This window comes from Streptococcus vulneris (assembly GCF_019218685.1).
Lineage (GTDB): Bacteria > Bacillota > Bacilli > Lactobacillales > Streptococcaceae > Streptococcus > Streptococcus vulneris.
The window spans coordinates 107,461-133,423 of sequence record NZ_JAHUZC010000002.1 but is presented as its reverse complement, the minus strand read 5'-3'; the positions used below and the strand labels follow the sequence as shown (position 1 = coordinate 133,423).

Genomic DNA, 25,963 nt, shown 5'->3' with positions numbered 1-25,963 from the left:
AGTATTAAAAGACCAAACGCAAGACTGCAATTAAGACCACTCCAAAGAGAACTGTTCCGACTAGATTGCGGTAACGAAAGGCTACCCAAGCTGTTGGAAAGACTGCTAAGAAGTCCAGCCATTTGATTTGAGGAAGACTGCCAACCTTACCTGTCACTACACTTGAAAGAATCAAGGCAAAGATAATAGAAACGGGCAAGAACTTCAAAAAACGTTCAACAATCGCAGGCAAGCCCTTATATTTGACCAAGATGAAGGGAATCATACGAGGAATCCAGGTCACCAAGCCAGAGAAAATAACTGCTAATAAAAGATACTTACTGACCATCTAAAACTACCCCCATTGTACAACCAAGTAACGTCGCAAACAGAACAGCTAGTGACTGAGACACCACTGTCAAGAGTAAAAAGAAGGACACCGCAACAACTGCTAGGATAATGAGCAGATTACGGACAGGAATCCGTCTTTGCATAATCTGGAATTGCGAAGCAAAAATTCCGATGAACATCCCAACCAGGGCAAAATCCAAGCCAAAGATTTCTGGATTTGGTAGCAGGCCACCCAGAGCCGTTCCGACAACTGTCCCCACAAACCAAGCCACATAGCTATTGAGATTGTTTCCGTGCATCCACATAGGATTGACCTTGTCTGTATGGGCCAATTCACCCATCAAAACGCCATAGGTCTCATCCGTCAAGATACTAGACATACCGATATTGTGCCAAAGACTAGTATGACGGAAATAGGTCGACGCATGCAAACTCAACAAAAAGAGACGCAAATTAATCAAAAAGACCGTCGTAGCAATAGCCGCTACAGGCGCCTGCACTGCAATCAAGGCCAACATAGCAAATTGGGCACTCCCAGCATAAACAAAGAGGCTCATCAAGCCCATCTCAACAGGTGTCACATAGGGCGCACCGATAATTCCACAGGCAAGGCCAATACTGACATAACCAAGGGCCGTTGGCATAGCTGCCTGCGCCCCCTCCCAAAATCCTTTTTCTTTCATCTTTCTCCTCATATTGTCTTAATAATACTCAACGAAAATCAAAGAGCAAACTAGGAAGCTAGCCGCAGGTTGCTCAAAACATTGTTTTGAGGTTGTAGATAGAAGCTGACGCAGTTTGAAGAGATTTTCGAAGAGTATAAGTAGGCTGAAAAGGCTCCAGCCATAGCATGGACTATTATAACACATTCAGGAAAGAGAAAAAAGTCTGCTGATTGTAATCAGACAGACTCCATTTTATTCCATAGTATCAAAGGCAAGACTTGGCTTGGCATTGAGGTCCAAGCTTGCAAAGTTTTCTTTGTTCCACTCGCTGACGCTGGCATAGGCAATCATACCTGCATTGTCTCCGCAGAGGCGCATAGGTGGGATGATGACCTTGACATCTGTTATTTCGGTTGCTAGGCGTTCTCTGAGACCTTTATTGGCTGCCACACCACCTGCCACAACTAGAGTTTTAACAGGGTATTTCTCCAAAGCCTTCTTGGTTTTTGCCATGAGAATATCCAGGACAGCTGCTTGGAAGGAAGCACACAAATCCTCTGTGGACAGATTTTCTCCCTTTTGTTCGGCATTGTGGTGAAGATTGATAAAGGCGGACTTCAAACCAGAGAATGAAAACTCCAGATTATCCTCCTTAATCATGGCACGAGGAAAATCATAAATATCCTGTCCCTGATGAGCTAGCTCATCAATCTCACGACCTGCAGGATAGGTTAAGCCCATGACACGGCCGACCTTATCATAGGCCTCGCCAACTGCATCATCACGCGTTTCCCCAACAATCTTGTAATCACCAGCCTCCGAAACATAAACCAACTCTGTGTGTCCACCGCTGACCAAGAGAGCTAGCAAGGGAAACTCCAACGGTTCCACACTCTGAGCTGCCATGAGGTGACCAGCCATGTGGTTAACAGGAATTAGTGGAAGTCCATGTGCCCAAGCAAAAGCCTTAGCAGCTGACAAACCAACTAGTAAGGCTCCGACCAAGCCCGGTCCATAGGTAACCGCAACAGCTGTCACGTCCTCTTTGGTAATTCCTGCTTCTGCTAGCGCCTCCTCGATACAGGCTGTAATGACCTCGACATGGTGACGACTGGCTACTTCAGGCACTACGCCCCCAAAACGTTTGTGACTCTCAATTTGACTAGCAATGACATTGGACAAGAGCTCATCGTCGTTTTTCAATACGGCAACACTGGTCTCATCACAGGATGTCTCAAATGCTAAAATATATCTATCCTTCATCTATTTCTCTCTTCATGATAATGGCGTCCTCGACTGGATCATGGTAGTAGGCCTTTCGCTCAGCGATGACTCCCATCTTTTCTTTCTTGTAAAATGCTTGCGCTCGATAATTTGACTTTCTGACTTCGAGGAAGAGCTCCTTATCTGTCGGCAATTGAGCAAACAAGGCTGACGCAATTCCCTGACCCTGATAGGTTTGTTTAACAGCGATTTGCAAGACTTCTGCCTCAAAGATATTTTCCTGCACGGCTAGAAAGCCAATCACTTCTGCCCCATCATAAGCCAGAGCATACCAAGTCTGATCTTGGGACAGATCTGCTTGGATTTGTTCCAGCGTCCAAGGACTGACTGGGTAAACATCTATCATGACATCGGAGATGGCTTGAGCCAAATCAGGTTGCTGTTGGATTCGTTTGATTTCTATCATAGGCGTTTAATGTAAGACTCGCCAGATTCGGTGTGGTTCTTGAGCCAATTTTCCTCAGCCTCAACACGTTTGAGGTAGTTAGGCACAAAGTCGTGCAAGGAGTCTGCTTCCTTATCCCAGGCCAAAAGAGCAAGATTGGTTGCATTAGGCAAGGTTTCTTTGAAATTAGTCCTTGGCAAGTGTTCTTGAATCTGCTCCACAAAGGAGGAAACTTCTCCGACAAAGGTTACCTGACTAGCGCCCTTGACTTTTTCTAACACCTCTTCAAAAGATAGGTGTGCTTCTGGCATGACAGATTTAGCATTTTCATAAAATCCTGCATAAACATTGTTGCGACGCGCATCCATCAAAGGAACGAACAAGCCTTCTTGTTGGTAGGGCACCAGAGCCAAGAGGCTCGACATACCAACTAACTCAATGTTCAGAGTATGAGCAAGCGTCTTGGCAGTGGCTACCGCGATTCGCAAACCCGTGTAGCTACCTGGCCCTTCCGCCACTACGATTCGGTCCAAGTCCTTGGGTGTCCAATCCAAACTCGCCATCAAAAAATCAATGGCAGGCATAAGGGTAATACTGTGATTTTTCTTAATATTAATCGTCGTCTCGGCAAGAACCTGCTTGTCCTCTAAAATAGCGAGAGAAAGAGCCTTGCTGGACGTATCAAAAGCTAATACTTTCATAACACATTCCTATCTTTTTGTCTGCTTACTATTATACTACAAAAGCTGGCACATGGGAATTTTCTTTGCCCCCAAACAAAAAGCCCCAGCATGAGCAGGGCATCTAAGCATTTAATCCAAAGTAAAATACAAACCAAACGACATAGGTTACGAGGAGGAGAAAAAGCGAGTAGAGAGTCACAAAGGTAATTTTCCACAAGAACTTGGTTTGTCGTCGTTCCAGTTTGGCAAATAGAAGATTCCCCGCATAAACGCAAGCAACAAAAACAATAAAAGCTACCAAGCGAGCTCCGATAGCAAAAGCAAATAAGTTATACATAGGGCAACCTCCTTGACTTAAAATCTATATGGAATTATGACAAGCGATAAATTTCACTTCCATTGTCAATATAGCACATTTTCTTTGTTTTTGCAAGCGCTTACTAAAGGAATCGTCCCCTGACTTTCTCGTTTCTGTCTTTTACTAATTTTTCATTTTGTGGTATAATTGAAATAATTGTAACGAATCAAGGTCAATCTAGACACAAAATGGAATGAAATCAAGCAAATCTATGCTAAAAGTTTGGAATAAGCTGACCTGTAAATAGAAAGGAACTATATGATTTACAAAGTTTTTTATCAAGAAACAAAAGAACGTAGCCCACGTCGTGAAACAACACGCGCACTTTACCTAGACATCGATGCCAGCTCAGAACTTGAGGGCCGCATCGCTGCTCGCCAACTTGTCGAAGAAAATCGCCCAGAGTACAATATCGAGTATATCGAACTCTTGTCTGACAAATTGCTAGATTACGAAAAAGAAACTGGCGCCTTCGAAATCACGGAGTTCTAATATGGCCTATACTCTTAAACCTGAAGAAGTCGGCGTTTTTGCCATCGGTGGTCTGGGAGAAATCGGGAAAAATACATACGGGATTGAATACCAAGATGAGATTATCATCGTCGATGCTGGGATTAAATTCCCAGAAGATGACTTGCTGGGTATCGACTACGTCATTCCTGATTACTCTTATATCGTAGACAATATCGACCGCGTCAAGGCTGTTTTGATTACACACGGACACGAGGACCACATCGGTGGGATTCCATTCCTGCTCAAGCAAGCAAATGTCCCCATCTATGCTGGACCGCTTGCCTTGGCTTTAATCCGTGGAAAACTCGAAGAACACGGCCTCTTGCGCAACGCCAAACTTTACGAAATCAACCACAACACTGAGTTGACCTTTAAAAATCTTAAGGCAACTTTCTTTAGAACTACTCACTCTATTCCAGAGCCTTTGGGGATTGTCATTCATACTCCTCAAGGGAAAATTGTCTGTACGGGTGACTTCAAGTTTGACTTAACACCAGTTGGTGAACCAGCAGATTTGCACCGTATGGCTGCGCTTGGTGAAGAAGGTGTACTCTGTCTCCTGTCTGACTCGACAAATGCAGAAATTCCAACCTTTACCAACTCTGAAAAAGTCGTTGGTCAGTCCATCATGAAGATTATCCAAGGCATTGAAGGACGTATCATCTTTGCATCCTTTGCCTCAAATATCTTCCGTCTCCAGCAAGCGACAGAAGCCGCTGTTAAGACTGGACGCAAGATTGCGGTCTTTGGTCGCTCTATGGAAAAAGCCATTGTCAATGGAATCGAGCTTGGTTACATCAAAGCTCCTAAGGGAACCTTTATCGAGCCAAATGAAATCAAAGATTACCCTGCAGGCGAGGTTCTGATCCTCTGTACAGGTAGTCAGGGCGAGCCGATGGCAGCCCTCTCTCGTATCGCCAACGGAACCCACCGTCAGGTACAACTCCAACCCGGTGATACGGTTATCTTCTCTTCTAGCCCAATCCCTGGAAACACGACTAGCGTCAACAAGCTGATTAACATCATTTCTGAAGCTGGTGTCGAAGTTATCCACGGTAAAGTGAACAATATCCATACATCTGGACACGGTGGTCAGCAAGAGCAAAAACTCATGCTCCGCTTGATTAAGCCAAAATACTTCATGCCTGTCCACGGTGAATACCGCATGCAAAAAGTCCACGCTGGACTAGCGGTGGATACTGGTGTCGAGAAGGACAATATCTTTATCATGAGCAATGGTGATGTGCTTGCTCTTACTGCTGACTCAGCTCGTATCGCAGGTCATTTCAATGCCCAAGACATCTATGTCGATGGAAATCGTATCGGTGAAATCGGCGCTGCTGTCCTCAAAGACCGTCGTGATTTATCTGAAGACGGTGTCGTTCTGGCAGTCGCAACTGTTGACTTCAAATCGCAGATGATTCTGTCTGGTCCAGACATCCTCAGCCGAGGCTTTGTCTACATGAGAGAGTCTGGTGATTTGATTCGCCAAAGCCAACGCATCCTCTTCAATGCAATTCGTATCGCACTCAAAAACAAGGACGCCAGCGTGCAATCTGTCAATGGTGCCATTGTCAACGCCATTCGACCATTCCTCTATGAAAATACCGAACGTGAACCGATTATCATCCCGATGATCCTCACACCAGATGAAGAATAAATTATAAAACAGCCCCGTCTTCGGAGCTGTTTTTCTCTATGCTTTCTTTTCTTGATTTTTAGAAATACTACGATTTTTACCTTCCAAATACACCATCAAAATAGAAATATCTGCTGGGTTTACTCCCGAAATACGGCTGGCTTGGCCGATGGTTTCTGGATTAATGAGTTTGAACTTCTGACGGGCTTCCGTCGCGATAGAATCAATGTCATCCCAGTCGATATTGGCTGGAATGCGTTTTTCTTCCATGCGTTTCATCTTGGCAACCTGATCCATAGCTTTTGAGATGTAACCCTCGTATTTGATTTCTGTTTCAATCAATTCGATAATCTTGTCATCCAAGTCCTCTGCTGCTGGTCCGATAAAAGCCACCACATCTTGATAAGAAACTTCTGGACGGCGAAGGAATTCCTTGGCTGTCACTGCATCGGTCAACGGCTTGAAGCCCATTGCCTCAACCTTGGCATTGGTTTCCTTGACTGGCTTGAGTTTGATACTGTCGAGACGCTTCATCTCATTGTCAAATTGATTTTTCTTAATCTCAAATCGAGCCCAACGTTCATCATCCACAAGTCCAATCTCGCGTCCCATCTCTGTCAGACGCATATCAGCGTTGTCATGACGGAGGATGAGACGGTACTCAGCACGACTTGTCAATAGACGGTAGGGTTCAATGGTTCCCTTGGTCACCAAGTCATCAATCATCACCCCGATATAACCATCACTACGCTTCAAAATCAACTCAGGCTTGCCTTGGATTTTCAGAGCCGCATTGATACCCGCGATAATCCCTTGCCCAGCAGCTTCTTCGTAACCTGACGTTCCATTTGTCTGACCAGCAGTGAAAAGTCCTGAGATTTTCTTGGTTTCCAGTGTCGCACGCAACTGATGAGGCAAGACCATATCATACTCAATGGCATAACCTGTTCGCATCATCTCTGCATTTTCCAAACCTTTGATAGAATGAACAAGTTCACGTTGCACATCCTCAGGCAGACTGGTTGAAAGTCCTTGAACATAGACTTCCTCTGTATTGCGCCCTTCTGGCTCAAGGAAGAGTTGGTGGCGCTCCTTATCTGCAAAGCGTACAATCTTGTCCTCAATCGACGGACAGTAACGAGGCCCCACTCCCTTGACCACACCTGTAAACATAGGCGCACGGTGGAGGTTGTTTTGGATAATCTCATGACTGGTACCATTGGTGTAGGTCAACCAGCATGGCACTTGGTCCTTGACATAATCCTCATCTCGTGAAGTGTATGAGAAATGATTAGGCGCTTCGTCTCCTGGCTGAATCTCGGTCACATCGTAGTTAATTGAAGAAGCCTTGACACGTGGAGGGGTTCCTGTCTTGAAACGACCGATTTCGAGGCCCAGTTCCTTAAGATTGTCAGCAAGGTTAATAGAAGCCAAGCTGTGGTTAGGACCTGATGAGTACTTGAGGTCTCCGATGATAATTTCCCCACGTAGTGCAGTCCCTGTCGTCACGATAACGGCCTTAGCAGCATACTCTTGATGGGTCGCTGTACGTACACCGACAACTTTGCCGTCTTCCACCAAAATCTCATCAATCATGGTTTGACGAAGAGTCAGATTTTCTTGATTTTCAACTGTCTTGCGCATCTCCTTAGAGTAAAGCTCCTTGTCAGCCTGCGCACGAAGGGCACGAACGGCAGGACCCTTACCTGTGTTGAGCATCTTCATCTGGATGTAAGTCTTGTCAATGGTCTTAGCCATCTCGCCACCGAGGGCATCAACTTCACGTACAACAATCCCTTTGGCAGAACCACCGATAGAGGGGTTACAAGGCATGAAGGCCAGCATTTCAATGTTGATGGTCGCAAGCAAGACCTTACAGCCCATACGGCTAGCGGCCAAGGAAGCCTCGACCCCAGCGTGTCCCGCACCAATTACAATAATATCGTATTCTTCAGTAAAATGATAAGTCATGTTTCTCTCCTATTCCACTCACTTTTTCTACAAATATCAATCAGTTTCCATAAAAACTTAATATTACATTCTCTTTGAGTTTTTGTTTTTGTGAAATCTATTTTCAACATACCCCACAAAAAACTTATTGATAGCTTATGTTCCTCATTTACATAACTATTGTAATAAGAAAACACACCAAATAATATTCGTATATTACAATCTAAGTTTCTATTTTCAGAATCTAAAATTTCCACTTCATCCTCTTCATTTTTTTCAATATCTTCTAAACTATCATCATTTATTTTAAGTTCTAACAAACATCCTGTTAAAAAGGATAAAACTCTCTGTTTCTTCTCAACTTCCTTAAATTGAGGAAAATAAATACTTTTGGTAAAAAAATGAATTCCTACTACTGTTATACAAACAATTGCTATAACTATAAAGGAAGGATCATATTGATTGCTATCAGGAACTTTCCCAAAACTTAAAAACACTGCTAAAATAGGTGTTAGTGTCATAATTGACAATATTTTATCAAATGTATATTTACTTCTTTCTATTTCTAATTCAATACTCTTTGATAGTTCGTCAATTGTCTTCTGTAATAAGCTTTCCTCTACCTCTATCCCGTACTTTTCATGAAACTTCTGTTTAAAACGTCTATATTTTTGCAATTGTACTTTCATATGATTGATCTTCTGTTGTTCTTTATTAAAAAGAGAAATGCAGTAGATAGTCACACATACTGATACAAACATAAGAGCTGCTGAAATCTTAATACCCAAAATATTTTTAAATAGAATTGTTGCTACAAAAATCAGATAAAAAACAAGTGCTGCGCTTGCAAAAAAAATTAACATTTTTCCTTTTTTTGTATAGCTAGACTTCTGCAATTTCAAAAATTTTAACACAAATTTATACAATTCGTAACTTAAGTTATTGATATACATTTAATTTCCCCCATGAAATCACACAAAAACAGTCAAAACTCCAAAGAAGTGCAGGACAAAAAAGCCTGCAACATCCATGAGCTTTGACCATCATTTCTATTGCTTTTATTATTGTAGCAAATTGAGAAAATTTGTCAATCTAAATGTACTGACAAACTTGTCCATCGCGGTAAGCATTGTCAATCAAGCCACCACCTAGACACTCTTCGCCATCGTAAAAGACAACTGCCTGTCCTGGTGTAATGGCGCGTTGTGGTTCCGCAAAGATGACCTCTGCCTTGTCTCCTTTGACATGGACGGTCACCTTAGAATCAGGCTGACGGTAGCGGAATTTTGCTGTGCATTCTAGCGTAAATTCCTCTGGCATCTCACGAGTAAAGTGGACTTGACTAGCCTCTAGACTAGTTGACATAAGCGAGTCATGGTAGAAACCTTGTCCGACATAGAGGATATTCTTACTTAGATCTTTTCCGACAACGAACCAAGGGGCATTGTCACCGCCGTGTTGGCCACCGATACCAAGACCGCCACGCTGACCAATCGTATAGTACATAAGACCTGCATGCTCGCCCATATCGCGACCATCCACTGTCATCATGCGACCAGACTGAGCTGGCAGGTAGTTGCTGAGAAAGTTTTTAAAGTTCTTTTCTCCGATAAAGCAAATCCCTGTCGAGTCTTTCTTCTTAGCAGTCGCAAGTCCTGCTTCTTCTGCTAGTCTGCGAACTTCAGGCTTTTCCAAATGTCCTAGTGGGAACATGGTTTTTTGAAGTTGTTCTTGCGACAGTTGGCTGAGGAAATAGGTCTGGTCCTTGCCATTGTCAACGCCACGAAGCATGTGAACTGTCCCATCCTCATCACGCGCCACTCGGGCATAATGCCCAGTCGCTACATAGTCTGCCCCCAAGGTCATGGCATAGTCCAAAAAAGCCTTGAACTTGATTTCCTTGTTGCACATAACATCTGGATTAGGCGTGCGTCCTGCACGGTATTCCGCTAGGAAATACTCAAAGACGCGGTCCCAGTACTCTTTTTCAAAATTGACAGAGTAGTAAGGAATGCCGATCTGATCTGCCACCGCAGCCACATCCTTGTAATCTTCGGTCGCCGTACAGACGCCGTTTTCATCTGTGTCATCCCAGTTCTTCATGAAGATACCGATCACATCGTAGCCCTGCTCCTTGAGAAGAAGAGCCGTCACCGACGAATCAACACCACCACTCATCCCCACGACAACACGTGTTTTAAAGTTATCACTCATGGTAGGTCTCCCATCTATTCGTTTATTCACGATTGAAGGTCGTGTGTGCTTTAACGATTGAAGGTCGCTTGAGCAGTATTCATTATAACACGCTTGGTTAGAGAAGACAAGAAAGAGGCTGATAATCTGACATTCTATTTGATAGAAACAGAAATATAATTACAAAAAGGGCAATGAACAGTTAAATCTCGATTCTACTTATAAACTTATTTATAAAATAAGCTAAAAATGATATACTGTAATGAGGAGGAAGTCGTACATGATCCCTTTAAGATACTACCATCCATGTACGTAGTACGATTGTGAAAAACTACAAAGATATTCTAACATCAAAAAATACTATTTTTACTATCATTATTGTTGTAGGTCTTGGACTTTTAATAGGTTTAGTCATTCATCAAGAACATATCCAAGCAGATAGAGGGAACATCGCTCTCAGCAAACAACATAAGAATGGACAAGATGTCGAACAAGTAAAAAATGCCATTAAAGACTTCAATATTGATTCTGAAACGATTATAGAGGATTGGAAAAAAATTCAAGAATTAAAGCCGACCACTGACGAAGGCAAAAAGACATTAGCAGATTTTCTTACTTCTACGGCCGATAAAATCACTAATCATTATACTGAAAAAGCTTTAAAATTGGATATAAAGGAATCCGATAACCAATTCGAAGATAAACAAACACTTGAAACAGCCATCACTTCCTTACAAAAAATACTAGAAATTATTAAAAGTGTCAATTCCACAAGCGAACAAGTCACTATTGATGAAAAAATAAAACCCATTCAAGAACTGATTTCTAAATTCCAAAAGCAAGTTGAAGTCTTGACCAAAAAAGAAGAAGAACAAAAGTCTAATAAAAAAGAAACAGAAACGACTAGTAACGTTGAGGGAAGAGAAAGCTATTCTTCAGAAGGAGGTAGCTACACTCCAAGCTATACTGAGTCAAATGGGAACAGATATAATTCACAAGCACCTGCAAGCGAGCAATATTCATCTGATAGTGCTAGAAGCGGGGGAAACACTGCTGTCAATACACGAGATCAAGCTACTGATACTGCAGGAACCCAAGGAAATACGAATACCAATAATAATAGTAATAATGCCGAGGTTCGCGATACTAACAGTAATAATCGCACTAATTCAGCTGGAGAAACTCCAGAATCTCGTCAGCCGTAAGCAATCTGTTATTACTACTATTTAAAAATTATCTTTTGTCGAATAAAGTATATAAAAGGCTAGCAAAAACTAACTTCTAAATAAAACCACACTGTCATTCCAATCTTGAACACAATCAAATTGAAAGGGATACTGTGTGGTTTTTGAACGTTCAGAGATTCGTTTTTTGGGCAATTGTCAATCAAAATGTCCGTTTATCTGTCAATAATCCGAGAAAATCTTGTCGTTTCAAGTCGGAGAAGTGTTTGGTAGAAAGACTTCCTTTTTGAAGTCCATCATCTCTAACCTGTAAATAATAGCTATGTTGGCTTGTTTTAATTGTCAAAAAATCGCCAAATACAAAAAATTTTTTCCAGTTACGAATCTCAAATTCTTTCATCTCTGATTTTGGAATGCGGATAAGTCCTTGCCGCAAATCACGATGATGCTCACTTGTGAAAGTCATCCCATTCCCAAGATTTCTTATCAACAGTTCGTCTGGTGTCACCATCACCAGCGCTATTTTAGTTAAGAAAATTTCAACTGTTGGTGGTAAAATCGCCAAATTAAACCAGGGATGTAGGTAGCGATAGGCTAAGAAATAATGAGGCTCCTCACCCAATCCTAGTTGTTTATATAAGGCCTTTACCTCACTATCTAACCTCGCTTCAAAAGACACATCCGAATGCTCTTCTTCCTTCCTCTGATTAACATAACGCATCCAGACTAGGAAACCTATAAAGACTAGGACAAATATTCCTGATAAAAGATATTTTAAATTGTAGTTCATCACTTAACCTCCTGATTCACGACTCTACATAAAGCAGAGGCCTATTTATTTTGAAAATAGTTCCATCACAACTTTAAATAAGACGGGTGTCATTAAAATTAGGATAATTCCTATCACAAATATCATAACTACTCGAAAAAGTTCCTTATTTTTAAACATTTTTCCATCCCTTTTCTAGCTACATCATAATACTGTTAAGCCCATTTTAAAATTACACCAAACTTATTTTAGCTTTCTTTTCTACTTTTTATATTACTATGATACAATATTTTTAATAGGATTTTATTATTTGTTAACTTTTTTCACGAAAAGGAGTCAATCATGCGTTATGATTTCGGAAAGGTCTATAAAGAAATACGCGAGTCAAAAGGATTGACCCAAGAAGAGGTCTGTGGAAATGTTCTCTCAAGAACTAGCCTATCAAAGATTGAAAGTGGTAAAGTAACTCCTAAATATGAAAATATGGATTTTCTTCTCCGGCAAATCAATATGAGTTTTGAAGAGTTTGACTACATCTGCCATCTCTATCAGCCGAGCCAACGGACAGAAATCATGCAAACTTATCTCAATATGAATTCCATCATTGGTGGCAGTGGTCTAGTTGATTTTTTTGAAACATGCCAAAACTATCTCAAGACCCATCACGACCTGCCTATAGAAGAAATCAGGGATATGCTTGAAGTTGTCATTCATATTCGTCAACATGGTACAGATCAACTGTCAGACCAAGTGAAACAGACTGTCAAAAAACTATGGGAAAAAATTGAAAAACAAGATACATGGTATGAAAGTGACCTAAAAATCCTCAATACCATCCTTTTCAGCTTTCCAATTGAACACCTCCATCTCATTACTGGAAAAATCCTGCAACGCTTAGAAGTCTATAAAAACCACCAACATTTATACGACTTACGAATGGCAATCCTACTCAACCTTTCCACCATTTACTTATACCATCAAGACAAAAACATGTGTCAACGAATCTGCTATATTTTACTAGAGGATGCCAAGAACAAGAAAAACTACGATATGCTTGCTGTCTGCTATGTCCGTATTGGGATTTGTAGGGATGATTCTAAGCTTATCCAAAAAGGGTTCTCCCTTCTGGAGCTGACCGATGAAACGTCCATTCTAGCCTTTCTCAAAAAAGAAGTGGAGACCTATTATCAACCGAAAGAAATATAAAAAAGTCGAGGGATTTCCTCGACCTTTTCATATTATTCTGTTCGTTATTTCTTAATACCAGCCGTTGTTAAGCCAAAAGTTTTTAGCGGCTGACCATGAACCGTAACGTCCTGCAACGTAGGCATCTGCTACACGTTCTTGGTTTTCAGCTGAGTAGTCACCGTTCAAGTATGAATCTGTCAATTGGTAGCGTCCGATGTATTGGCCATTTGTAGCTGTGTAGCTACCGCCTGATTCTTTTTGAGCGATCCATTCTTTAGCTTCTGCTTCAGATCCACTTACAGTTGAAGCTGGTGCTGAAGTTTCTGCTGCAGCAACAGTTTCTTCTGCTACAGGAGCGCTTGCAGCTGGTGCTGCTTCTTCTACTACTTCTGTAGTTTCTACTACTGGAGCTGAAACAGTTTCATCTTGAGCAGCTGGTGCCGCATAAGTAGCTGGCGCTGGTGTTGCAACAGGCGCTACAGGACCATCGATAACCAACTCTTGACCAACATAAATCAAATGAATGTTGTCAATGTGGTTGTTTTCTGCCAATTTCTCAACAGTTGTGTTGTGAGTTTCAGCGATTTCTGAAAGTGTATCACCTTCTTTAACAGTGTAAGTTGATGATTCTTGAGCAGATACAAATGATGGAGCAAATACTGCAAACAAGGCAGCTACTCCTGCAAGAGTTGTTTTAATCTTTTTAGTTGTTGATTTCATATTTGAAAATTCTCCTTCTTTCTATAGTTCTATCATACCCTTTAAATATTACCGTTTCTTGACACTTTTATGTAGAAATATTACAAAATTATTTTTTATTTCCCTAAATAAGCTATTTTTTGTTACAAAAGATGCTTTTTTATGCTATTTGTAGTGTAAAAAGGTTTTCATCCACAATTAAAGCCAAGACCTTCATTCTTTGATATAATAGAGATAAGAATTTTTATAAGGGGAAACTGATGAAATCACTTCGTTTTCAATCTGTCTTTGATATCATCGGACCAGTTATGATTGGCCCATCTAGTAGTCATACCGCTGGTGCTGTTCGTATTGGAAAGATTGTCTCTTCCATTTTTGATGATACTCCGACAGAAGTCGAATTCCAACTATTTAACTCATTTGCCAAGACCTATCGTGGTCACGGGACAGACCTAGCCCTTGTTGCAGGTATTTTGGGCATGGATACAGATGATCCTGAAATCCCAAATAGTCTGGAAATTGCCCACAAGCGCGGTATCAAGATTGTCTGGACTATTCAGAAAGACAGCAATGCCCCTCACCCTAACACTACTAAAATCACCGTTAAAAATGCCCATAAAACTATCAGTGTGACTGGTATTTCTATCGGTGGAGGGAATATTCAGGTAACCGAACTCAATGGCTTTGCTGTCTCTCTTAATATGAATACACCAACTATCATCATCGTTCATCAAGATATTCCAGGTATGATTGCCCTTGTTACGGAGGCACTCTCCCGCTATGATATCAATATCGCCCAGATGAATGTCACTCGTGAAAAAGCTGGTGAAAAAGCTATTATGATTATCGAAGTTGACAGTCGCAACTGTGATGAGGCTATCGAAGAAATTCGAAAAATCCCTCATCTCCACAATGTCAATTTCTTTAAATAGGAGGAAGCATGTTTTATTCTATCAAAGAATTGGTCGAGCAAGCAGATCTGGACTTTCAAGGAAATGTCGCAGAACTCATGATTACAACAGAGTTTGAATTGACCGGTCGCGAACGTGAAGAAGTCTTCCTTCTCATGGAACGCAATCTGGAAGTCATGAAAGCCTCTGTCCAACTCGGCCTCAATGAAAATAAATCTCGTAGTGGCCTGACAGGTGGAGATGCTGCCAAATTGGATCACTACATTAAAAACGGAAAAACTCTGTCAGATTACACGATTCTCTCTGCTGCCCGAAATGCTATCGCAGTCAATGAACACAATGCTAAAATGGGCTTGGTCTGCGCTACTCCAACCGCTGGAAGTGCTGGCTGTCTCCCTTCCGTTCTCACTGCTGCTATTGAAAAATTAGACCTCAGCCACGAGCAACAGCTGGATTTCCTCTTTGCTGCCGGTGCCTTTGGACTAGTCATCGCAAATAATGCTTCTATCTCAGGTGCTGAAGGTGGCTGTCAGGCCGAGGTTGGTTCGGCCTCTGCTATGAGTGCTGCAGCCTTGACTCTAGCTGCCGGTGGAACACCTTATCAGGCCAGTCAGGCCATTGCCTTTGTCATTAAAAATATGCTGGGCCTTATCTGTGACCCTGTTGCCGGCTTGGTCGAAGTTCCCTGTGTCAAACGTAATGCCATGGGAGCCAGCTTTGCCTTCATCGCAGCAGACATGGCCCTGGCAGGTATCGAATCTAAAATTCCTGTGGATGAAGTTATCGATGCCATGTACCAAGTGGGGTCAAGCATGCCAACTGCCTTTCGTGAAACAGCTGAAGGTGGACTCGCTGCCACCCCTACTGGTCGTCGCCTGCAAAAAGAAATTTTCGGAGAATAAGCTTATCAAATAGGAGAAACCATGACCTCTATCACAGCGATTTTTTTCGATCTGGACGGAACCCTCGTTGATAGTTCTATCGGGATTCACAATGCCTTTACTCATACCTTTAAGGAGCTGGGAGTGCCTAGTCCTGATACCAAAACTATTCGTGGTTTTATGGGACCGCCCCTTGAAAGTAGTTTTGCGACCTGCCTGCCCAAAGAACAAATTTCTGAGGCCGTGCAGATATACCGTTCTTACTACAAGGCAAAAGGCATCCATGAAGCTCAACTCTTTCCTCAGATTGTAGACTTGCTTGAGAAATTATCGAGCAATTACCCTCTTTATATCACCACTACAAAGAATACTCCAACCGCTCAAGACATGACTAAAAACTTAGGAATCCATCATTTCTTTGATGGCATTTATGGTTCCAGCCCTGAAGCACCTCATAAGGCAGATGTCATTCGCCAAGCCTTGCAGACACATCAACTAGCACCGGAACAAACCATCATCATCGGAGATACCAAGTTTGATATGCTTGGAGCTCAAGAAACAGGCATTCAGAAATTGGCCGTCACTTGGGGATTTGGAGAGCAAGCAGACTTGCTAAACTATCAACCTGATTATATCGCCCACAAACCCATAGAAGTTTTGGAGTATTTTCAATAACATAGACTGGACAACGACTCCATTCCAGAAGAAAATGGAGCAAGTCTCTACATAACAAAACGCATATTACCAAGATTCTTCAGACCTGATAATATGCGTTTTTCTTTTTTATTCAACGTGGGTAGTTTGATTGGCAAAGGCGATAATAGCTTGCTTCAACTCATCTCCACTAAGAGTGCGGAACTCTTCAATCTTTTGATCGATTGCTTCTAGAGGCATGACATTAACTTTACCAACGAAAATCTTATCCATAACCTGATTATCAACAAGTTCAGTTGATACCAAGAGTTCTTCGTAGAGTTTTTCACCTGGGCGGATTCCAACTTCAACGATTGGAATTTCGCTTTCGGTGTGTCCACTTAGAAGGACCATTTTCTTAGCCAAGTCATAAATCTTGACTGGTTTGCCCATATCAAGGATAAAGACTTCTCCATCTTTGGCATAAGCACCAGCATGGATAACCAGACGGCTAGCTTCTGGAATAGTCATAAAGTAACGGGTCATGCGGAAGTCTGTCACCGTGACAGGACCACCTTCAGCAATCTGACGTTCAAAGACTGGAATGACACTACCACGGCTACCAAGTACATTCCCAAAACGAACTGCACAGTAGGTTGATTGGCTACGTTGGTTAAATCCAGTGACAATCAACTCAGCCACGCGCTTGGTTGCTCCCATAACATTTGGTGGATTAACCGCCTTATCTGTCGAAATCATAACCATCTTAGGTACTTTGGCTTCATCAACAGCCTTAGCAACATTGTAGGTTCCACGGATATTGTTTTTGAAGGCTTCTTTTGGATTGCGCTCCATCATCGGAACGTGCTTGTGAGCAGCCGCATGATAAACAATAGCTGGCTTGTACTGCTCAAAGACTTGCAACAAGCGATCATAGTCTTGAATGTCCGCAATCACAGGTACATAATCAATCCCTTGGAACTTACGAATCAATTCATGATAAACAAGGTAGATTGAATTTTCCCCATGACCGAGCAAGACGATGCGTTCAGGATTGAAGCGGCTAACTTGGCGACAGATTTCAGAACCGATTGAACCACCAGCCCCTGTAACCAAGATTGTTTTTCCAGTAAGTTCTGCTCCCAGACGCGACTCGTCAAGACGAATTTCCTGACGTCCCAAAAGGTCTGTGATATCAATCTTCTGGAAGCCTCCACCTGCTTGGTGAAGTCCTTGAACAACGGTTTCAACCTTAGGCATCTTGTAACATTTGACACCCAGCTTATTACACATCTGCAAGATACGTTCATATTCTGACGGGTCAAGCGACGGAATCGCAACGATGACACGCTCGATTTGATGGCGTTTGGCTAATTCAGGCAGATCATCATATGAACCCAAAACAGGAATCCCACCAAGTTTTTGGCCCTTTTTCTTAGAATCCTTGTCCAAAATACCGACAAGTTCTAATTCACTAGTTGGATGTTGATAACTATCCATAAAGAGAGCTCCACCATCACCGGCACCAATCAAGAAGGTCCGACGGTGTTCTCCATCACCACTTCCCTTTTTGCGTTTAGAGTAGATTAACTGCCAAGTAATCCGTGGCAATAAAATCAAGAAAGTACTCAACAAGATAAAGAGCACGATAAAACGGATAGAGAAGAGAGGCAAGAAGGCATAGCAGATACTATATGACAAGATACTGCTAGCAGTCACACCAAAAAAGATTTTCATGAAATCCGTAATCTTGTTGTAACGACTAATACTAGCGTTCAACCCCCAAAATCCAATCATCAATTGATAGAACAGGAAGGCCAAACTCGTATAGATAATGTAGTCAACAGGTGCTGGATTAATCAAGCCGTAGAATAAAATATAAGATACAATGATGGAAACCACCATACTCAAAATATCAAATATTCCCCAGAAAACCTGTTTTTGTTGTTTATTTAAAATTTCCACCAGATCAATCACATAATCTGTGAGTTTTTTATTCATAGAAATTTACTCCTCCTTAAAAGAGTTATACTATATCATTATTGTAGCATATTTTGATTTATTTGGTTTATTTTTCCAAATAAATTACTGTTTCCTTGTACTCCTTCTTCCATTTAAATCCTCTAATTAAACCTACAATCGTCCCAAGGCCATAAGCAAAGTGAATGGAAAATAAAAGAAATGGCATCATAATTAGAAATCCATTTTTATGTTTTAATAAAGTCAGAAAAGTGAGCAGTAATAAAAGTAGAAAATAAGCACCTAATAGTAAAGTTATAAATAAGAATGTGAATGGTAACAATGCCAGGCTAAACACAAGACTCAAAACAAATAAACAAGGGACATAGTGAAATAATGATAAACACTTAGGCTGAACATGACTTGTCAAGCCAATCCACAAACCATTTGAATACTTTTGATGCAGCATTTTCTTGAATGTTGGTCGAATATACTGATAAGATAGAATACTTGGGCTATAGCGGATTTTATAACCATGTTCTCGAATTCTATAATGAATATCATTATCTTCAGTTCGGCCAAGTTGCTCATTTACTAAACCAACCTTCTGGAAAACCTCTCGTTTATACATCCCATGAAAAATGGAAGAAACATATCTATCCTCGGAACTCTTTCGATAATTGGCAATGCTACTGCCAAACATATTTTCCTCAACAAGATGCACGGTCTCTGCCCATTTTCCCTTTCCTTCAACAATCGTCGGTCTAGGTCCCCCACAGACAGATTCACCTTGTTGAATAACAGCCACATTATTCATTACAAAACTTTCAGTAACTTTTGAATGGGCATCAATTTTTAAAATAAGGTCCCCTACAGAATGTTTAACTCCCAGGTTAAAACCACTAGCTTGATTTTTCTTAGGATTGTTATACAATCTGATTGAGTTAAACTCTGTGTCTTCTTTTATAAATTGCTGAATGATGGCTGTTGTCCCATCTGCAGACATAGCATTTATAAATAGAATTTCAATATTTTCTTTAGGATAGGTTTGATTTTTTAAGTCTTCAATTAGACCAGGCAGATATTTTTCTTCATTGTATGCACTGATTACAATGGATACGAGAAGACTTTCAACATTTTGAGTCACTACTACTCTCCTGAATTTTTCCTTCCACTATTTTATCATAATTTTCAAGACTTTCCCATTTTTATCTTGAAAGCCAGAAACCTTACTTGACATTATAGTGAAAAAGCCTTAAAATAAGCTGTTATTAAAATCAGCTAGAAGAGGTATTTTATGAAAAAGCAGTCACTCTTTTTTGTTCCAGGTATTATCCTGATTGGTGTTTCCTTGCGGACTCCTTTTACTGTTTTACCCATTATATTGGGAGATATTTCGCAAGGGCTGGGAGTAGAAGTTAGTTCGCTTGGTGTCTTGACCAGCCTTCCCCTCCTCATGTTTACTCTCTTCTCGCTCTTTTCTACCCGATTGGCTCAGAAAATTGGCTTGGAGCATCTCTTCACCTATAGCCTCTTCTTCTTGACCATTGGATCACTTATTCGACTAATCAATCTGCCCCTGCTCTATCTAGGAACCTTGATGGTTGGGGCAAGCATCGCAGTCATCAATGTTCTGCTTCCTAGTCTTATCCAAGCCAATCAACCAAAGAAAATTGGTTTTCTGACCACCTTATATGTAACCTCTATGGGGATTGCAACGGCTCTGGCTTCCTATCTAGCTGTGCCTATTACACAAGCCAGTTCTTGGAAAGGACTTATCATCCTCCTCACCCTGCTCTGCCTAGCAACTTTTTTGGTCTGGCTCCCAAATCACCGCTATAATCACAGACTGGCTCCACAAACCAAACAAAAAAGCAAAGCAAAGGTCATGCGTAATAAACAGGTCTGGGCAGTGATTGTCTTTGCAGGTTTTCAATCCTTGCTCTTTTACACCGCTATGACCTGGCTACCTACCATGGCCATCCATGCAGGCCTATCCAGTCACGAAGCTGGCTTGCTGACTTCTATCTTCTCTCTGATTAGCATTCCTTTTTCTATGACTATCCCAAGCCTGACAACTAGTTTATCTACTCGTAACCGTCAGCTCATGCTCACTCTGGTCTCACTGGCTGGTGTGGTCGGTATTTCCATGCTCTTCTTCCCAATCAATAATTTCTTTTACTGGCTTGCCATCCATCTCCTCATCGGAACCGCAACAAGCGCCCTCTTCCCTTATCTCATGGTCAACTTTTCACTCAAGACAAGCGCTCCTGAAAAGACAGCCCAATTGTCAGGTCTATCTCAAACAGGAGGCTATATCCTAGCAGCCTTTGGACCAACCCTCTTTGGTTACAGTTTTGACCTTTTCCACTCTTGGGTACCAGCTGTAGCTGCCCTCTTACTCGTCGATATCCTGATGACTGTGGCCCTCTTTACAGTGGACAGAACCGATAAAATCCTCTAAACTTCTAGTTTTGCCTAGAAGTTTTTTATATATAAAAATTTTACACATTTCTCTTGACAGGGCTTTCATTTAGATGTACAATGTATGTGTAGAAAAATTATATATAAAAATCTTACACATTAGAAAAGGAGGTTTCCCATGTACTTTCCAACATCCTCTGCCTTGATTGAATTTCTCATCTTGGCCGTACTGGAGCAGGATGATTCTTATGGTTATGAGATTAGCCAGACCATTAAGCTGATCGCTAACATCAAAGAATCTACGCTCTATCCCATTCTCAAAAAATTGGAAGGCAATAGCTTTCTGACCACCTATTCTAGAGAGTTCCAAGGTCGCATGCGCAAATACTACTCCTTAACAGACCGTGGTGTAGAGCAGCTCGTGACCCTAAAAGATGAGTGGACACTCTATACAGACACTATCAATGGCATCATAGAAGGGAGTATCCGCCATGACAAGAACTGAATACCTGACTCAGCTAGAACTCTATCTCAAGAAACTACCTGAAGCTGACCGCATCGAAGCCATGGACTATTTCAGGGAACTCTTTGATGATGCTGGAGTCGAAGGAGAAGAAGAACTTATCGCTAGCTTGGGAACTCCCAAAGAAGCGGCCCACGAAGTTCTCTCTAATCTTCTCGATAAAAAAATCAATGAGGCACCCGCTCAAAAGAATAACCGACAAATTTTGCATATCGCCTTGTTAGCTCTCCTTGCGGCACCCATCGGTATTCCTCTGGGAATCGCCATCCTCGTGTCCCTGTTCGCAATCCTTGTGGCAGCCTTGACTGTCATCTTGGCTTTCTTTGCGGTTTCCATACTTGGTATCATCGGCGGATTCCTATTTTTAGTTGAAAGTTTTACTGTCCTAGCCCAAGCTAAATCAGCCTTTATCTTGATTTTCGGTTCTGGTTTACTAGCTATCGGTGCTTCTTCGCTGGTTTTATTAGGTATTTCCTATGTAGCCCGCTTCTTCGGTCTACTCATTGTTCGCCTGGTGCAATTTGTTCTTAAAAAAGGAAAGAGAGGTGCCCAGCATGCGTAAATGGACAAAAGGATTTCTCATTTTTGGTGTTGTGACTACCGTTATCGGCTTTGTCCTGCTCTTTGTAGGCATCCAATCTGACGGAATTAGGAGCCTACTTACCATGTCCAAAGAACCTGTCTACGATAGTCGGATGGAAGAGCTGACCTTTGGCAAGGAAGTCGAAAACCTAGAAATTACTCTCCACCAACACGCGCTAACCATCACAGACTCTTTCGATGATCAAATCCACATTTCTTACCATCCATCTATTTCTGCTAACCATGATCTTGTCACAAATCAAAACGACAAAACTCTGAGCCTAACGGATAAAAAACTGTCTGAAACTCCATATCTCTCTTCAGGAATTGGCGGGATTCTCCATGTCGCAAGTAGCTACTCTCGTCGTTTTGAAGAAGTTATTCTACAAGTTCCAAAAGGAAGAAGTCTAAAAGGGATCAACGTGTCAGCCAATCGTGGACAAACCACCATCATAAATGCTAGCCTTGAAAATGCGACTATCAATACCAATAATGGCTATCTCCTAAGAATCACAGAGAGTCGAATCAAAAACAGCAAACTCACAACCCCAAATATCATTAATATCTTTGATACAGAGCTGACAGATAGTCAGCTTGAGTCAACAGAAAATCACTTCTACGTTGACAATATTAAAGTATATGGTAAGGTAGAACTAACTTCTAAAAATGAACTTAGTATCACGCTAACTCAAAAAGAAAGCCAAGAAATCAACTTAGACCTCTCAAGTCACTATGGTCCTATTTATCAGTTATCGAAAGACGAGAGTCAACGCCACCCCAACGAATTGAGTAACCCTTACAAAACTGAAAAAACTGATACAAAAGGTCAACTCATAGCTAAGGCTGATGATTATATTAGTCTTGAAATTACAGCAAACAGACCTTAACAAACCTATTTATATCGACCACTATAACGCATAGCCCACTAAAAAGGAGGTTCTACCATGAAACAAGAATGGTTTGAAAGTAATGATTTTGTTAAATCACCAAATGAAAACAAATCAGAAGATTTATCACAAAAAATGATAGATAAAACTGAAGAAACGATAGCCGATCTCGATACACCAATTGAAAAAAATACTCAAGTAGAGGAGGAAGTCTCTCAAGCTGAAGTCGAACTGGAAAGCCAGCAAGAAGAGAAAATCGAAGCTCCTGAAGACAGTGAAGCGAGAACAGAAATAGAAGAAAAGAAAGCATTAGATTCTACTGAAGAAGAGCAAGACCTTTCTAAAGAAACAGAAAAAGTCACTATAGCTGAAGAGAGTCAAGAAGCACTTCCTCAGCAAAAAACAAGCACGAAAGAGCCCCTTCTTATCAGTCAATCCTTAGAAAGTCCCTATATCCCCGACCAAGCTCCAAAATCTACGGATAGATGGAAAGAGCAAGCGCTTGATTTTTGGTCTTGGCTAGTGGAAGCAATCAAATCTCCTACGAGCAATCTTGAAACAAGTAGCACACACAGTTACACAGCCTTTCTCTTGCTCATTCTGTTTTCTGCATCTTCCTTTTTCTTTAGTATCTACCATATCAAACATGCTTACTATGGACATATAGCAACTATGCATAATCACTTCCCTGAACAATTTGCTTCATTAAATCTCTTTTCGATTATCTCTATCCTAGTAGCAACAACACTCTTCTTCTTTTCATTCCTCTTGGGTAGTTTCGTGGTGAGACGATTTATCCACCAAGAAACTGACTGGACGCTAGAAAAGGTTCTCCAACAATATAGTCAACTCTTGGCCATTCCAATCATCCTCACTGCTATTGCTAGTTTCTTTGCCTTCTTTGATAGCCTACGATTTACAGCCATCTTGTGTGTGATTAGCATTGGAATCATTCTGCTCGCTAGTCTCCATATCATTACAAGGCCAAGTCAAGCAAATGAAACCGACTCCTTCTATCAGTTATTCTTGTCTGTCCTTGTGAACGGAGTCATTATCCTCCTCTTCTTTGTAGCTGAAGTGGCACTGATTGGGGATTATCTTCGTATCTTGGCCTTTATTTAAACTTCATACTCTTCGAAAATCCCTTCAAACCACGTCAGCTTCGCCTTACCGTAGATATATGTTCCTGACTTTGTCAGTCTTATCTACAACCTCAAAACAGTGTTTTGAGCAGCCTGCGGCTAGCTTCCTAGTTTGCTCTTTGATTTTCATTGAGTAGCAATCCTGTCTTCCATGGCAGGATTTTTCTATGCCAAAAAAGCAAGTCACTTGACCTGCTTCTGCTTTACTCTTCTTGTGCTAATGCTTTAAAATCTTTGTCTAGGATGGGTTGTACTTCTAATTGATTGGCATCTAGTTGGTGGTAAGATGCTGATGGTAGAGACTCTAAGAATTTTGCATAGTCCAAGCGGGCAATTGCTTCATAGTCTTCTGGTTTTGAGCCGTCTCCTGATATTTTTACTAGATCAATTTCCCAGACAAGCTCTTTTCCTACCAACTGCTCAACATAAGGCGCTGGAATCACAGGTTCTTTTGGCAAAATAGTCTTTACTCCCTGAGCTAGGTGGTAGATACCATGAACCTTACCTTCTCCATCTGGATAAAATTTAGCGCTGGCAGGATATGCATCAGACCCTTGAACTTTTTTGACTAATGCTTCAAAACGTGCCAAACCATCTTCTTTTAAGAAGCTTTCTAAATCCTTCTTGTCAAAGTAAACAGGTGATAGAATTCCTTGGCAGAAGCCCAAACGAGCACCCTTATCCGCCAAATAAGTTTTAACAGTTTCTTGGAAATAGTTTTCCAAGTCAAAGTCTGCCAATCCTTCAACTTCTTCACCAACCTTGCTAGATAAGGCTTGCAAGAGAGCTTCTACAATCTCCCAGTCAGCTCTGGTAATCAAGTCAGGAATGATTACTTGATGGCCTTTTTGAGAGTCTAGGTAGCGAACTTTAAAGAGAAACTGAGATCTGCCCACGATTCCGCACTCAATATACTCGAGACGGTTAAGAGGCTGACGGAGATAGACAGCATCATAGCTATGTGACTCCAAACCATCTACCAAGGCCAAGACGGACTTGGCAGTCAAAATCTCTTGTTCTCCTAAAATGCTCTGTTTATTTGGAATAAAAAATGTTTTCGTCATAACTGGACTCCTTTGAAATCGTTTACATATAGTATACCCTATTTTCCTGAAAGATACAGAAACAAACTTTAGATTTTTTAGTAAAAAGCATAGAAAAACAGCCCCTAAGGACTGTTTAATCTTATACAGTAGCTGCTGCTTGATCCAAGCTTTCACCGATAGCGGCTAGGCGCTCGACAACTTCAGCTTGTGTCAATTCATGTTCTGAAACATAGCGGTTACGTGGGTGAACACGGCACTCGTGTGAGCATCCACGAAGGTACTTGTCTTCATTTTCTTCTGATGTCAAGATACGACGGTTACAGAATGGATTTCCACAGTTGACATAACGTTCACATGGTGTTCCATCAAACCAGTCTTTCCCTACGATAGTTGGGTTGACATGGTTAACATCTACGGCAATACGCTCGTCAAAGACGTACATTTTCCCATCCCAAAGCTCACCTTGGACTTCTGGGTCTTTACCGTAGGTTGCGATTCCTCCGTGCAATTGGCCGACATCTTTGTAGCCTTCACGCACCATCCAGCCTGAGAATTTCTCACAGCGAACCCCACCTGTACAGTAAACCACGACACGCTTGTCCATGAATTTTTCTTTGTTATCACGAACCCACTGTGGCAACTCACGGAAGTTGCGGATGTCTGGGCGGATAGCCCCACGGAAATGTCCTAGATCGTACTCGTAATCGTTACGAGTGTCAAGGACAACTGTATCTTCGTCAAGAAGGGCTTCTTTGAACTCTTTTGGAGACAAGTAAGCACCTGTTGTTTCAAGTGGGTTGATGTCGTTGTCAAAGTCGTTGTCTTCCAAACCAAGGTGGACAATCTCTTTCTTATAGCGAACAAACATCTTCTTGAAGGCTTGTTCATTTTCTTCGTCAATCTTGAACCAGAGGTCTTCCATGCCTGGGAGGCTGTGAACGTAGTCCATGTATTTTTGAGTTGTTTCATAATCCCCTGAAACTGTTCCGTTAATTCCCTCGTCAGCGACTAGGATACGACCTTTAAGGCCGATTGATTTACAGAAAGCCAAGTGGTCTGCAGCAAATTGCTCTGCATTTTCAATTGGAGTGTAAAGGTAGTAAAGTAAGACACGAATATCTTTTGCCATAAGATT

26 protein-coding genes and 1 pseudogene are annotated in these 25,963 nt (G+C 41.5%); 12 read left to right on the top strand and 15 right to left on the bottom strand.

All coding sequences use genetic code 11. The features are described 5' to 3' along the window. Positions 1-4: 4 nt before the first annotated feature. From KUA57_RS02645 to KUA57_RS02620, 6 genes are all read right to left on the bottom strand, one after another. Entirely contained in the window at positions 5-328 is a 324-nt protein-coding gene (locus tag KUA57_RS02645; RefSeq protein ID WP_000253936.1) for an AzlD domain-containing protein, read from the bottom strand. Further along, entirely contained in the window at positions 318-1,013 is a 696-nt protein-coding gene (locus tag KUA57_RS02640; protein WP_125446695.1) for an AzlC family ABC transporter permease, read from the bottom strand. Before KUA57_RS02640 ends, KUA57_RS02645 begins: the two co-directional genes overlap by 11 nt. A 234-nt stretch (positions 1,014-1,247) precedes the next feature. After that, entirely contained in the window at positions 1,248-2,258 is a 1,011-nt protein-coding gene (gene tsaD / locus KUA57_RS02635; protein WP_061864763.1) for a tRNA (adenosine(37)-N6)-threonylcarbamoyltransferase complex transferase subunit TsaD, read from the bottom strand. Then, positions 2,248-2,685: a ribosomal protein S18-alanine N-acetyltransferase gene (gene rimI / locus KUA57_RS02630; protein ID WP_061864764.1), complete on the bottom strand. Its 438-nt coding sequence runs from the start codon at positions 2,683-2,685 to the stop codon at positions 2,248-2,250. The genes tsaD and rimI overlap by 11 nt, the downstream gene beginning before the upstream one ends. Next, on the bottom strand, positions 2,682-3,365 hold the full coding sequence (gene tsaB / locus KUA57_RS02625) for a tRNA (adenosine(37)-N6)-threonylcarbamoyltransferase complex dimerization subunit type 1 TsaB (protein WP_061864765.1): 684 nt from the start codon (positions 3,363-3,365) through the stop codon (positions 2,682-2,684). The genes rimI and tsaB overlap by 4 nt, the downstream gene beginning before the upstream one ends. Before the next feature lie 103 nt (positions 3,366-3,468). Continuing rightward, positions 3,469-3,684 (bottom strand): hypothetical protein, encoded by a 216-nt coding sequence (locus KUA57_RS02620; RefSeq protein WP_000282478.1) that lies wholly within the window; start codon positions 3,682-3,684, stop codon positions 3,469-3,471. A gap of 279 nt (positions 3,685-3,963) precedes the next feature. Between KUA57_RS02620 and KUA57_RS02615 the strand changes: the two genes are divergently transcribed. Both KUA57_RS02615 and rnjA read left to right on the top strand, forming a co-directional pair. Further along, positions 3,964-4,197, top strand: coding sequence for a DNA-dependent RNA polymerase subunit epsilon (locus KUA57_RS02615; RefSeq protein WP_000639572.1), 234 nt, complete (start codon positions 3,964-3,966; stop codon positions 4,195-4,197). Between the two features lies 1 nt (position 4,198). Next, positions 4,199-5,878, top strand: coding sequence for a ribonuclease J1 (gene rnjA / locus KUA57_RS02610; protein WP_000331993.1), 1,680 nt, complete (start codon positions 4,199-4,201; stop codon positions 5,876-5,878). A gap of 36 nt (positions 5,879-5,914) precedes the next feature. On the opposite strand, the gene mnmG is transcribed toward rnjA, so the two are convergent. The 3 genes from mnmG to mnmA form a co-directional block, all read right to left on the bottom strand. Beyond that, the gene (gene mnmG / locus KUA57_RS02605) at positions 5,915-7,828 is read right to left on the bottom strand and encodes a tRNA uridine-5-carboxymethylaminomethyl(34) synthesis enzyme MnmG (RefSeq protein WP_125446693.1); all 1,914 of its coding nucleotides are present in this window, start codon (positions 7,826-7,828) and stop codon (positions 5,915-5,917) included. Further along, on the bottom strand, positions 7,825-8,760 hold the full coding sequence (locus KUA57_RS02600) for a hypothetical protein (protein ID WP_070482477.1): 936 nt from the start codon (positions 8,758-8,760) through the stop codon (positions 7,825-7,827). The genes mnmG and KUA57_RS02600 overlap by 4 nt, the downstream gene beginning before the upstream one ends. A gap of 139 nt (positions 8,761-8,899) precedes the next feature. Further along, on the bottom strand, positions 8,900-10,021 hold the full coding sequence (mnmA, locus tag KUA57_RS02595; RefSeq protein WP_125446689.1) for a tRNA 2-thiouridine(34) synthase MnmA: 1,122 nt from the start codon (positions 10,019-10,021) through the stop codon (positions 8,900-8,902). 302 nt (positions 10,022-10,323) lie between these two features. On the opposite strand from mnmA, the gene KUA57_RS02590 reads away from it, so the two are divergent. After that, positions 10,324-11,205: a hypothetical protein gene (locus KUA57_RS02590; RefSeq protein ID WP_125446687.1), complete on the top strand. Its 882-nt coding sequence runs from the start codon at positions 10,324-10,326 to the stop codon at positions 11,203-11,205. A 181-nt stretch (positions 11,206-11,386) separates the two neighbouring features. On the opposite strand, the gene KUA57_RS02585 is transcribed toward KUA57_RS02590, so the two are convergent. After that, positions 11,387-11,974: a hypothetical protein gene (locus KUA57_RS02585; RefSeq protein ID WP_061864769.1), complete on the bottom strand. Its 588-nt coding sequence runs from the start codon at positions 11,972-11,974 to the stop codon at positions 11,387-11,389. A gap of 321 nt (positions 11,975-12,295) precedes the next feature. Here KUA57_RS02585 and KUA57_RS02580 point away from each other — a divergent pair, with 321 nt between their 5' ends. Beyond that, on the top strand, positions 12,296-13,159 hold the full coding sequence (locus KUA57_RS02580) for a helix-turn-helix domain-containing protein (RefSeq protein ID WP_061864770.1): 864 nt from the start codon (positions 12,296-12,298) through the stop codon (positions 13,157-13,159). Between the two features lie 51 nt (positions 13,160-13,210). On the opposite strand, the gene apf is transcribed toward KUA57_RS02580, so the two are convergent. Further along, positions 13,211-13,861 carry an aggregation-promoting factor gene (apf, locus tag KUA57_RS02575; protein WP_049509905.1) on the bottom strand — a complete coding sequence of 217 codons (651 nt, stop codon included), beginning with the start codon at positions 13,859-13,861 and terminating at the stop codon, positions 13,211-13,213. Between the two features lie 239 nt (positions 13,862-14,100). Here apf and sdaAB point away from each other — a divergent pair, with 239 nt between their 5' ends. The 3 genes from sdaAB to KUA57_RS02560 are packed head-to-tail and all read left to right on the top strand — an operon-like array spanning position 14,101 to position 16,307. Next, entirely contained in the window at positions 14,101-14,772 is a 672-nt protein-coding gene (gene sdaAB / locus KUA57_RS02570; protein WP_000838909.1) for an L-serine ammonia-lyase, iron-sulfur-dependent subunit beta, read from the top strand. Positions 14,773-14,780: 8 nt separating this feature from the next. Further along, the gene (gene sdaAA, locus KUA57_RS02565; RefSeq protein WP_049509903.1) at positions 14,781-15,653 is read left to right on the top strand and encodes an L-serine ammonia-lyase, iron-sulfur-dependent, subunit alpha; all 873 of its coding nucleotides are present in this window, start codon (positions 14,781-14,783) and stop codon (positions 15,651-15,653) included. 21 nt (positions 15,654-15,674) lie between these two features. Then, positions 15,675-16,307 carry an HAD family hydrolase gene (locus KUA57_RS02560; RefSeq protein ID WP_218493594.1) on the top strand — a complete coding sequence of 211 codons (633 nt, stop codon included), beginning with the start codon at positions 15,675-15,677 and terminating at the stop codon, positions 16,305-16,307. Between the two features lie 108 nt (positions 16,308-16,415). Here KUA57_RS02560 and KUA57_RS02555 read toward each other — a convergent pair whose 3' ends face one another. Together KUA57_RS02555 and KUA57_RS02550 are read right to left on the bottom strand one after the other, a co-directional pair. Further along, entirely contained in the window at positions 16,416-18,266 is a 1,851-nt protein-coding gene (locus tag KUA57_RS02555; protein ID WP_218493593.1) for a polysaccharide biosynthesis protein, read from the bottom strand. Positions 18,267-18,304: 38 nt separating this feature from the next. Then, a pseudogene (locus KUA57_RS02550) lies at positions 18,305-19,371 on the bottom strand (glycosyltransferase family 2 protein). Between the two features lie 150 nt (positions 19,372-19,521). On the opposite strand from KUA57_RS02550, the gene KUA57_RS02545 reads away from it, so the two are divergent. From KUA57_RS02545 to KUA57_RS02525, 5 genes are all read left to right on the top strand, one after another. Further along, positions 19,522-20,688 carry a CynX/NimT family MFS transporter gene (locus tag KUA57_RS02545; RefSeq protein WP_125446681.1) on the top strand — a complete coding sequence of 389 codons (1,167 nt, stop codon included), beginning with the start codon at positions 19,522-19,524 and terminating at the stop codon, positions 20,686-20,688. Positions 20,689-20,826: 138 nt separating this feature from the next. Then, a complete protein-coding gene (locus KUA57_RS02540) occupies positions 20,827-21,153 on the top strand; it encodes a PadR family transcriptional regulator (protein ID WP_042751793.1) in 327 nt (108 codons plus the stop codon). Continuing rightward, positions 21,140-21,733 (top strand): DUF1700 domain-containing protein, encoded by a 594-nt coding sequence (locus KUA57_RS02535; protein WP_061589652.1) that lies wholly within the window; start codon positions 21,140-21,142, stop codon positions 21,731-21,733. The genes KUA57_RS02540 and KUA57_RS02535 overlap by 14 nt, the downstream gene beginning before the upstream one ends. Beyond that, positions 21,726-22,640, top strand: a complete 915-nt coding sequence (locus tag KUA57_RS02530) for a DUF4097 family beta strand repeat-containing protein (RefSeq protein WP_218493592.1) — start codon at positions 21,726-21,728, stop codon at positions 22,638-22,640. Before KUA57_RS02535 ends, KUA57_RS02530 begins: the two co-directional genes overlap by 8 nt. A 57-nt stretch (positions 22,641-22,697) precedes the next feature. Further along, positions 22,698-23,762 (top strand): DUF6574 domain-containing protein, encoded by a 1,065-nt coding sequence (locus tag KUA57_RS02525; RefSeq protein WP_218493591.1) that lies wholly within the window; start codon positions 22,698-22,700, stop codon positions 23,760-23,762. 223 nt (positions 23,763-23,985) lie between these two features. Here the strand turns inward: KUA57_RS02525 and KUA57_RS02520 are convergent, their stop codons facing one another. Further along, on the bottom strand, positions 23,986-24,846 hold the full coding sequence (locus KUA57_RS02520) for a DUF4299 family protein (RefSeq protein ID WP_218493590.1): 861 nt from the start codon (positions 24,844-24,846) through the stop codon (positions 23,986-23,988). 121 nt (positions 24,847-24,967) lie between these two features. Then, a complete protein-coding gene (trhO, locus tag KUA57_RS02515; RefSeq protein ID WP_070842105.1) occupies positions 24,968-25,957 on the bottom strand; it encodes an oxygen-dependent tRNA uridine(34) hydroxylase TrhO in 990 nt (329 codons plus the stop codon). Positions 25,958-25,963 lie beyond the last annotated feature (6 nt).

Bases quoted from the DNA above. Each gene is read 5' to 3' on its own strand.
- KUA57_RS02580 (WP_061864770.1), top strand. From the start codon at position 12,296: ATGCGTTATGATTTCGGAAAGGTCTATAAAGAAATACGCGAGTCAAAA.
- rimI (WP_061864764.1), bottom strand. From the start codon at position 2,685: ATGATAGAAATCAAACGAATCCAACAGCAACCTGATTTGGCTCAAGCC.
- KUA57_RS02620 (WP_000282478.1), bottom strand. From the start codon at position 3,684: ATGTATAACTTATTTGCTTTTGCTATCGGAGCTCGCTTGGTAGCTTTT.
- sdaAA (WP_049509903.1), top strand. From the start codon at position 14,781: ATGTTTTATTCTATCAAAGAATTGGTCGAGCAAGCAGATCTGGACTTT.
- mnmA (WP_125446689.1), bottom strand. From the start codon at position 10,021: ATGAGTGATAACTTTAAAACACGTGTTGTCGTGGGGATGAGTGGTGGT.
- KUA57_RS02600 (WP_070482477.1), bottom strand. From the start codon at position 8,760: ATGTATATCAATAACTTAAGTTACGAATTGTATAAATTTGTGTTAAAA.
- tsaD (WP_061864763.1), bottom strand. From the start codon at position 2,258: ATGAAGGATAGATATATTTTAGCATTTGAGACATCCTGTGATGAGACC.
- KUA57_RS02645 (WP_000253936.1), bottom strand. From the start codon at position 328: ATGGTCAGTAAGTATCTTTTATTAGCAGTTATTTTCTCTGGCTTGGTG.
- KUA57_RS02555 (WP_218493593.1), bottom strand. From the start codon at position 18,266: ATGAATAAAAAACTCACAGATTATGTGATTGATCTGGTGGAAATTTTA.
- KUA57_RS02540 (WP_042751793.1), top strand. From the start codon at position 20,827: ATGTACTTTCCAACATCCTCTGCCTTGATTGAATTTCTCATCTTGGCC.
- trhO (WP_070842105.1), bottom strand. From the start codon at position 25,957: ATGGCAAAAGATATTCGTGTCTTACTTTACTACCTTTACACTCCAATT.
- sdaAB (WP_000838909.1), top strand. From the start codon at position 14,101: ATGAAATCACTTCGTTTTCAATCTGTCTTTGATATCATCGGACCAGTT.
- KUA57_RS02525 (WP_218493591.1), top strand. From the start codon at position 22,698: ATGAAACAAGAATGGTTTGAAAGTAATGATTTTGTTAAATCACCAAAT.
- KUA57_RS02520 (WP_218493590.1), bottom strand. From the start codon at position 24,846: ATGACGAAAACATTTTTTATTCCAAATAAACAGAGCATTTTAGGAGAA.
- KUA57_RS02640 (WP_125446695.1), bottom strand. From the start codon at position 1,013: ATGAAAGAAAAAGGATTTTGGGAGGGGGCGCAGGCAGCTATGCCAACG.
- KUA57_RS02535 (WP_061589652.1), top strand. From the start codon at position 21,140: ATGACAAGAACTGAATACCTGACTCAGCTAGAACTCTATCTCAAGAAA.
- KUA57_RS02560 (WP_218493594.1), top strand. From the start codon at position 15,675: ATGACCTCTATCACAGCGATTTTTTTCGATCTGGACGGAACCCTCGTT.
- KUA57_RS02545 (WP_125446681.1), top strand. From the start codon at position 19,522: ATGAAAAAGCAGTCACTCTTTTTTGTTCCAGGTATTATCCTGATTGGT.
- tsaB (WP_061864765.1), bottom strand. From the start codon at position 3,365: ATGAAAGTATTAGCTTTTGATACGTCCAGCAAGGCTCTTTCTCTCGCT.
- KUA57_RS02530 (WP_218493592.1), top strand. From the start codon at position 21,726: ATGCGTAAATGGACAAAAGGATTTCTCATTTTTGGTGTTGTGACTACC.
- rnjA (WP_000331993.1), top strand. From the start codon at position 4,199: ATGGCCTATACTCTTAAACCTGAAGAAGTCGGCGTTTTTGCCATCGGT.
- apf (WP_049509905.1), bottom strand. From the start codon at position 13,861: ATGAAATCAACAACTAAAAAGATTAAAACAACTCTTGCAGGAGTAGCT.
- mnmG (WP_125446693.1), bottom strand. From the start codon at position 7,828: ATGACTTATCATTTTACTGAAGAATACGATATTATTGTAATTGGTGCG.
- KUA57_RS02615 (WP_000639572.1), top strand. From the start codon at position 3,964: ATGATTTACAAAGTTTTTTATCAAGAAACAAAAGAACGTAGCCCACGT.
- KUA57_RS02585 (WP_061864769.1), bottom strand. From the start codon at position 11,974: ATGAACTACAATTTAAAATATCTTTTATCAGGAATATTTGTCCTAGTC.